We start from the raw sequence: 6521 nt of genomic DNA, 5'->3' as shown, positions 1-6521 counted from the left end.
AACGCCATGCACACCGCCGGCGACAACCTCCACCAGGCCACCGACACCGTCCAGGCCAAACTCTCCGACGCCGGCCAGGCCGTCTCCCACGCCCCGGACCAGGTCAAAGCCAAAACCGCCGGGAACCCCCTGGCCGCCGGGCTCATCGCGTTCGGCGCCGGCATGCTGATCTCCTCCCTGATCCCGGCCAGCGAGAAAGAACGCCAAGCCGCGGACCAACTCAAAACCGCCGCCCAGCCCCTGGCAGAACAGGTCACAGACGCCGCCAAAACGGTAGCCCAGGACCTCAAGGAACCCGCCCAGGAAGCCATGGAAAACGTCAAGGCCACCGCCACCGACGCCGCCCAAAACGTCAAAAACGAAGGCCAAACAGCCGCCAGCGACGTCAAAGACCGCGCCACCGACGCCAAAGACAACATCCAAAACACCTGACCAACCCCACGCGGCAAAAGGAAAGCCGGTTCCGCAGGATGCGGAGCCGGCTTTCCTTTCCCTCGGGCGGGCCCCGGCCACCCCAGCAGCTGTGGGCTAGCGCTTGCCCTTCTTGCGGGACCCCTTGCCGCGGCCCTTGTCCGGGTTGGGGGCGTAGCGCTGGGCCACCTTGGGCGCCTTCTTGGTGCCGGTGCCGCGGCGGTCCGGCTTGGGTTCCTTCTTCACCTTCTGCGGCTGGGCCGAAGGCTGGCGGGAGCTCTGGGCGGTGCGGCCGCGCACCACACCAATGAACTCCTCCAGCACGTCATCGGTTGCCTCTGCCGGCCAGGCCAAGGCAATTTCGGTCCCCTCGGCCCCGGTGAGCCTTCGCGCCACGGTGTCCTTAACATTGAAGTGGCGTGCCACTGACATCGGAAGGATCAACAGGCCGGCTCCGGAGGCCACCGCCTGGAGCGCCGCATCCGGTCCGCCCAGGGTTGCAGGATCAAGGAAGGATTCCTGCGCGAGGTCGGCAAGCGCCACTTCCTCGAACACTGAGATCTCATGGCCTTTCGGGGCAACCACCACGGGCTGCTCCTCGTACAGCGGGATAACGCTGAGGCCTTCGCGCTCAATGGGAAGGCGGACGAAGGCCATGTGCGCCTTGCCGTCGTCCAGCGCGTCGCGCTGCACGACGTCGTCGACCATAAATGCTTCAAGGGGAATATGCGGCATCCGCTCTTCCCAGCGGCGGATCCACTTGCCCGGGGTCACCCCTGCCACATACGCGATGCGCAGCACACGCTGGGCGGCCTCTTCAGGGGCGGGCTGGCCATCGGGCGTGGGGGTATTGTCGGCGGGCACGTCTTCACAGTACCCGCCGCCCGGATACCCTTGAAGCATGACCTCTGCAAACTCCCAGTCCATGAAGCCGGCCACCGTTGCCAAGAAACTTGGCATCTACCTGCCGGCCACCCCGCAGGAGTTCCAGGATTCAACCATTACCCGCGAGGAATTTGCCGAACTCCAGGCCAACCCGCCGGAATGGCTTGCCGAACTCCGCCGCAACGGGCCGCACCCCCGCCCCGTGGTGGCCCAGAAGCTGAACGTTTCCATCAGCGGCCTGGCCCGCGCCGGCGTGGAGGAAGCGCTCACGACGGCGGAGATCACCGCGCTGCTGCAGGCTCCCCCGCAGTGGCTCGTCAGCGAACGCGCCACGCACGCGGCCGTCCGCGCCGAAGCCCAGCGGGTCAAGGACGAAGCTGCCAAGAAGCAGGCCAAGAAGGACCGCGCACAGGCCAAGTAGGCCGCAGCCGCGTCCCAGAAGCCTGTTCGCCTGTCAGGACCTTGAAGGTCCGGATGCGCGAACAGGCTTCTGTGGCATCCAGGCCCCTCAGTCCTGGTGGATCTGGACGTAGTTGCCGCAGCCGTCGTCAAATACGGCGCTGGTCCCGAATGAATCAGTGGTGGGCGGTGTCTTGAAGCTCACCCCGGCGGCCACCAGCCGGTCATACTCTGCCTGGACGTCGGGGACTCCGAAAACGATGGCAGGGAGGCCGGCCTCGCGGACGGCGTTCATGTAACTGGCGCCTATGGGGTTGTCACTGGGTTCCAGGAGCAGTCCCACCGAGCTGTCCTCCGCTCCCGGATCCTTGATGATGTACAGGTTGTACTCCGGCATGGCCATGAGGGTGTCGAAGCCGAGAGTGCCGGTGTAGAAGGCGTGGGCGGCCGCGGGATCCTGGACGTGGATGCTGCACATTTTGAGTCGCATGGTCCCACGGTACCGCCCATCGCCATGCCTTCCAGGCTGTCAGCTTCCCCCTTTTCCCAGCCATTGACGCTATGCCCGGGAGACGGTCCAATGGAAGGACCAGCCCGGGCTTTCCGGCCCGGGCCAAGTCTTGATGGGGAATGGCGGGCGCGGGAGGTACAGGATGTCCATCTTGGCGGAATCCCTGAACCAGGGACTGTTTCACGGTGCGTGGGCGGTCCTGCTGTGCGGGCCGGCGCTGGTTGCCAGCGTCGCCACCACCGTCTTCGTTGTACGGCGCCGGTCCCTGGCACCCGCAAGCGACGCAACACAGGCGCCCGACCAGCTGTTTTGGGACCTTTTCCTCGGGTCCTGTGTGGCCCTTCCTGCCCTCGTGATCCCGGCCTTGGTGTCGCCATGGGCGGGACTGGTGCTGGCTGCGGCAGCAGCCGCCTCCGGCATCGCCGCATACCGGGGCAGCCCACGGATCCTGGCGTGGCGCGCCGGCCGACGGGAACACAGGGAGCAGCTTTCCGCCCATCAAGCGGCCCGCCTGCAGCATGATGAGCTGATGCTCCGGTGGCAGCGCTACGAGCTGGATCCCGGCTGCAGCATCGACTATCCGGCCCTGACCGACGTGCGGCTGCCGGAAACGTCCGCACTGATCAAGGCCATGCGGACAGCGGACCAGCTGCGGACAGCCACGCACACGGGCTACCCGGCCGCCGTCGGAAGCCTGGCTGCTTCGCTGGCAGCGGCCGAACGGGCAGCGGGAATTCCTGCTGCGCTGCCGGCTGAGCGGACCGGCTGACGTTAACTGCTGTGTCGAAGGGGTTGGATTGCCCCCGAGGCCCGGCGATAGCATCCCAGGATGAAGCCTGAGGAACTGCCTGCCCATGACCAGTACGGCCGGCTCCTGGAAGACCGGGGAGTCTGGCGGCAAGCCACCACGCTAGAGGCTGCCGGTGAGCTGACGGCCCGGTGGCTGGAAGGCGGAAGTTCGTACCAGCCCGGGCATTTCGCCGCGGTGTTCGACGCCGAGACCAAACCGATCGCCGCAGCGCTGGCGGAGTTGAACCGCAACGGGCTGTTCACCAAGGAGTCCCAGCCGGGCATCCTTGGCGATGGCGCCGCGCAGCGGCAATACGTCACCGGATTCTGCGGCGCCGAAACCGCGCGCGGACTGCTGGCGCTGTCGACCCGGACCGAACTGGTGACCGTGGCCCATGCACCGGGCGAGGCAAGCAGCGCCGCCATTCCGGTGACCCTGGCACGGACGGAGATCGCCACGGTGCTGGGTTCCAGCGAAAATCCCGTGACGGACGATCAGATCCAGGATTGGGCCGGGGAGACCAACGATGCGCTGGCGCTCCTGCTCGCTGATTCCTGGTACGTGGAGATCCTCGATCCTGTGTGGGGACGCAATGACGTGCTGCTGCCGGCGGTCCTGAAGGCATTGAAAAGGGCGGAGCAGCCGTAGCCGCCCCGCCCCACCGGTAGCCGTCGTTACAGCTCCACGGTGCCGCTTTCGCCAACGCTCATGCGGCTGTTCGTCACCTTGGATTTGACCCACTGCAGGACCGTTGCGGCAGTGCCGCCCGGGCTGGTCCAGTACTCCGCCGAGTCCGAGTCCACCCGGAGGAGGCAGACCTCGGGGGTGTCCGGGCCGTCCGGGAACCATGCTTCAACTACCTGGTTCCACATCTCGTGGATCTTGGCGCGGTCCGTGACCACCTCGGCGGTCCCAGCAACGGAAACCCATTCGGTCTTCTTGCCGAAGGCGACGTTAACGCGGGGATCAGCCCGGACATGGGCAACCTGCGAGGTGCCAAGCCCGGTGAAGAACCACATGTCGCCGTCGTCCTTGACCTCCTGGACGGCCAGCGGTCGGCTGACGAGGGCGCCTTCTTCGTTGATGGTGGTGACCATGCCGATCTTGGAATCGTTGATGATCTCAGTAACCTTGCTGATGCTCTGCGCGTCAGTCATGCCTCACCTCGTTCGTCGAAAGTAGGGGAAAGTCCCCGCCGCCAGCCTATTAGTAAGCATGCTTATTTACCAGCCGGATGCCACCGGAACCTTGGCAACCTCGGCAATGCGCGCGGCCGTGATGCGGCCCATGCGGATGGCGCCGTCCACGTGCTGGTAGCCCTCCGCGGCGAGGTCCGACGAGGACCAGTAGATCGGGCCAACCGGTGCGTGCTGGTCCTTGCCATAGCGGTGGAGGCCTCCAAGGTCATAGCTGGCCGCGTAGGCGCCACGGGTCCATTCCTCGGAGCCCCAGTCGGACTCGTAATAGACCTCAGGGGTGAGGGCCTCGTCACCGAGGTAACCCGCGATGGATTCGAGGATGGCCTTCCTGCGGTCCTCCGCACCCAACTCGAAAACGGCGTCGGCCTTTTCATCGGACACGAACCCCACCAGGGTGCCCCGCGGGTCGCCGTGGTTCGTATTGTCGTACACCTCCTGGACCAGGGCATCCGCGCCAAAGCCGGTGCCGGAGAGTCCTTTGTCCCGCCAGAACGGGGTGCTGTAGACGGCGTGCACCTTGATGACCAGGCCCAGGGACTGGTGCTGGTGCATCTGGTGCTGCCGGCGCGGCAGCGGCGGGTTGAAGGAGACGCGGGAGTAAAGGTTGGGTGGCACGGCCATGATGACGAAACGGGCGTTGACCGTTGCACGGTCCGACTCGACGGTGACGCGGTGGCCGCCATCCTCGTCGGGCTTCCAGTTGATGGTGCGGACCGGCGAATTGAGGACGACGTCGTCTCCCAGCTCCTGCGCCTGCAGCAGGGACACCTGCTGCATCCCACCGACCACGCGGCGGTCCAGGATGAAGTCCTCGTCCGTCAGGTGGGTGAAGGAGCCGGCCGAAGCAGCCATCAGGACCGCCTGCAGGGCGGAGAAGGAGTGCGCCGGCTTGGTGAGCATTCCGCCGGCGATAAACAGGCCGATGTTTTTGCAGGCTTCCTCGTTGGCAGAGTTCTGCCGGAGCCAGTGATGGAAGGAGATCGTGTCGAGTTCACGCGCTTTGGGGTGGGCCCAGGGTTCGGCGGGTCCAACCTCCGCGGCGAGGCCGTCCAGCAGCGCCACCAGCCGGTCCATTTCGACGGCGGTTTCCGGGTCCAAAGGAAAGGTTTCACCCGTATAGCGCACGGGCGTGCCGTCTGCGCCGAGATAAATGGATTCGCCTTCGCGGTAGCGCGGGTAGGTCTCCAGGCCCAGTTCCTGGAGCAGTTCCAGGAGGGCTGTCTGGTCCGGGGAGACCCACTGGCCGCCGATCTCGAGCATGGCTCCATCAACAACGTCGGTCCACGTGCGGCCGCCCACCCTGTCGCGGGCCTCAAGCACGGCGACGGTGAGTCCGGCCTTCTTCAGTTCGCGGGCGGCGGTGAGTCCGGACGGCCCGGCTCCAACGACCACAACGTCGCGGTTCAGGTTCAGCATGATGTCCTCTCTGCGGCCCAGGGTGACGGGGCCCACTAAATGAATGCCGTTCATTTAGTAAGAACTATAGCCGGTGCCTGCCGGCAGCGGAAGTACTGAATGGAATAATGCAGGGGACGACGACGAAAGGGCAGGAATGCCGGCAGTATCAGCCGCACAGGGGCGCTCCACCAGCAATGGCGGCGCGCAGAGGAGGCGGGCAGGCCGGCCCTCGGCGGCAGTGCTGGACAAAGCGGGGATCACAACAGCCGCTCTGGAACTGGTCGGACGGAAGGGATACGACGGACTGACCATGGCCGCCCTCGCCAAGGTGCTGGATGTGGCACCCTCCGCCCTCTACAACCATGTGGCATCGAAACAGGACGTGTTGCTGCTGGTCGAGGATCACCTGATGTCGCTGGTGGACGTCTCAGGCTTCGCGGACGGCAGCTGGGAAGATGCCGTGCACACCTGGGCATGGAGCTATCGGGACGTTTTCGCCGAACACACTCCGCTCATTCCCGTCATTGCCGTGTTGCCGGTCACGGATGCCCCGCAGACCCTCGCCATGTATGAAACCGTCAGCAAGGGATTTTCCGACGCCGGATTCCCACAGGAGCGGATCATTCCCGCCATTGTGGCGCTGGAGTCCTTTATCTTCGGCTCCGCGTATGACGTTACGGCACCCGAGGACATTTTCGATTCCGGCTCCATGGCGGAGTCAACCCCGCACTTCACAGCCGCCGTCCGAAGCTCCTCCACGGCACCGCCGAAGGCCTCCTCCAGCCACCCCGACGCCAGCCATCGGGACCGTGGCCGGCAGGCGGATACCGCCTTCCAGCTGGGCCTGGACGCACTGGTCTCCGGACTGGCCGCACTGCGACACTGACCCCTACTTGTATTACAAGTTCTAAACTTATATCCTAAGGCT

At 65.5% G+C, this 6521-nt stretch carries 9 protein-coding genes; 5 read left to right on the top strand and 4 right to left on the bottom strand.

The window, feature by feature from the left end:
• The coding region (locus tag AC1DIP_RS10205; RefSeq protein WP_477733651.1) for a DUF3618 domain-containing protein at positions 1 to 432 on the top strand (432 nt) is incomplete at its 5' end.
• 96 nt (positions 433 to 528) lie between these two features.
• Here AC1DIP_RS10205 and AC1DIP_RS10200 read toward each other — a convergent pair.
• A complete protein-coding gene (locus tag AC1DIP_RS10200) occupies positions 529 to 1350 on the bottom strand; it encodes a LysR family substrate-binding domain-containing protein (RefSeq protein ID WP_477733650.1) in 822 nt (273 codons plus the stop codon).
• Between AC1DIP_RS10200 and AC1DIP_RS10195 the strand changes: the two genes are divergently transcribed.
• Positions 1313 to 1717, top strand: coding sequence for a DUF5997 family protein (locus AC1DIP_RS10195; protein WP_477733649.1), 405 nt, complete (start codon positions 1313 to 1315; stop codon positions 1715 to 1717). The two genes, AC1DIP_RS10200 and AC1DIP_RS10195, sit on opposite strands and share 38 nt — an antisense overlap.
• Positions 1718 to 1804: 87 nt before the next feature.
• On the opposite strand, the gene AC1DIP_RS10190 is transcribed toward AC1DIP_RS10195, so the two are convergent.
• The gene (locus tag AC1DIP_RS10190; RefSeq protein WP_477733648.1) at positions 1805 to 2185 is read right to left on the bottom strand and encodes a VOC family protein; all 381 of its coding nucleotides are present in this window, start codon (positions 2183 to 2185) and stop codon (positions 1805 to 1807) included.
• Between the two features lie 163 nt (positions 2186 to 2348).
• On the opposite strand from AC1DIP_RS10190, the gene AC1DIP_RS10185 reads away from it, so the two are divergent.
• A complete protein-coding gene (locus AC1DIP_RS10185) occupies positions 2349 to 2975 on the top strand; it encodes a hypothetical protein (protein ID WP_477733647.1) in 627 nt (208 codons plus the stop codon).
• Between the two features lie 60 nt (positions 2976 to 3035).
• Positions 3036 to 3644, top strand: coding sequence for a DUF6919 domain-containing protein (locus AC1DIP_RS10180; protein WP_476208254.1), 609 nt, complete (start codon positions 3036 to 3038; stop codon positions 3642 to 3644).
• A gap of 26 nt (positions 3645 to 3670) precedes the next feature.
• On the opposite strand, the gene AC1DIP_RS10175 is transcribed toward AC1DIP_RS10180, so the two are convergent.
• Together AC1DIP_RS10175 and AC1DIP_RS10170 are read right to left on the bottom strand one after the other, a co-directional pair.
• Positions 3671 to 4153: a pyridoxamine 5'-phosphate oxidase family protein gene (locus AC1DIP_RS10175; protein WP_476208252.1), complete on the bottom strand. Its 483-nt coding sequence runs from the start codon at positions 4151 to 4153 to the stop codon at positions 3671 to 3673.
• A 66-nt stretch (positions 4154 to 4219) separates the two neighbouring features.
• Positions 4220 to 5611, bottom strand: a complete 1392-nt coding sequence (locus tag AC1DIP_RS10170; protein ID WP_476211813.1) for an FAD-dependent oxidoreductase — start codon at positions 5609 to 5611, stop codon at positions 4220 to 4222.
• 136 nt (positions 5612 to 5747) lie between these two features.
• Here AC1DIP_RS10170 and AC1DIP_RS10165 point away from each other — a divergent pair, with 136 nt between their 5' ends.
• Entirely contained in the window at positions 5748 to 6479 is a 732-nt protein-coding gene (locus tag AC1DIP_RS10165) for a TetR/AcrR family transcriptional regulator C-terminal domain-containing protein (protein WP_476208251.1), read from the top strand.
• Positions 6480 to 6521: the final 42 nt, after the last annotated feature.

The sequence above is a fragment of the Pseudarthrobacter sp. 05T312 genome, assembly GCF_056396685.1.
Note: the sequence above shows the minus strand (reverse complement) of the source record. Positions and strands in the feature narration are given on the sequence as shown.

Bases quoted from the DNA above. Each gene is read 5' to 3' on its own strand.
- AC1DIP_RS10195 (WP_477733649.1), top strand. From the start codon at position 1,313: ATGACCTCTGCAAACTCCCAGTCCATGAAGCCGGCCACCGTTGCCAAG.
- AC1DIP_RS10190 (WP_477733648.1), bottom strand. From the start codon at position 2,185: ATGCGACTCAAAATGTGCAGCATCCACGTCCAGGATCCCGCGGCCGCC.
- AC1DIP_RS10185 (WP_477733647.1), top strand. From the start codon at position 2,349: ATGTCCATCTTGGCGGAATCCCTGAACCAGGGACTGTTTCACGGTGCG.
- AC1DIP_RS10180 (WP_476208254.1), top strand. From the start codon at position 3,036: ATGAAGCCTGAGGAACTGCCTGCCCATGACCAGTACGGCCGGCTCCTG.
- AC1DIP_RS10175 (WP_476208252.1), bottom strand. From the start codon at position 4,153: ATGACTGACGCGCAGAGCATCAGCAAGGTTACTGAGATCATCAACGAT.
- AC1DIP_RS10170 (WP_476211813.1), bottom strand. From the start codon at position 5,611: ATGCTGAACCTGAACCGCGACGTTGTGGTCGTTGGAGCCGGGCCGTCC.
- AC1DIP_RS10165 (WP_476208251.1), top strand. From the start codon at position 5,748: ATGCCGGCAGTATCAGCCGCACAGGGGCGCTCCACCAGCAATGGCGGC.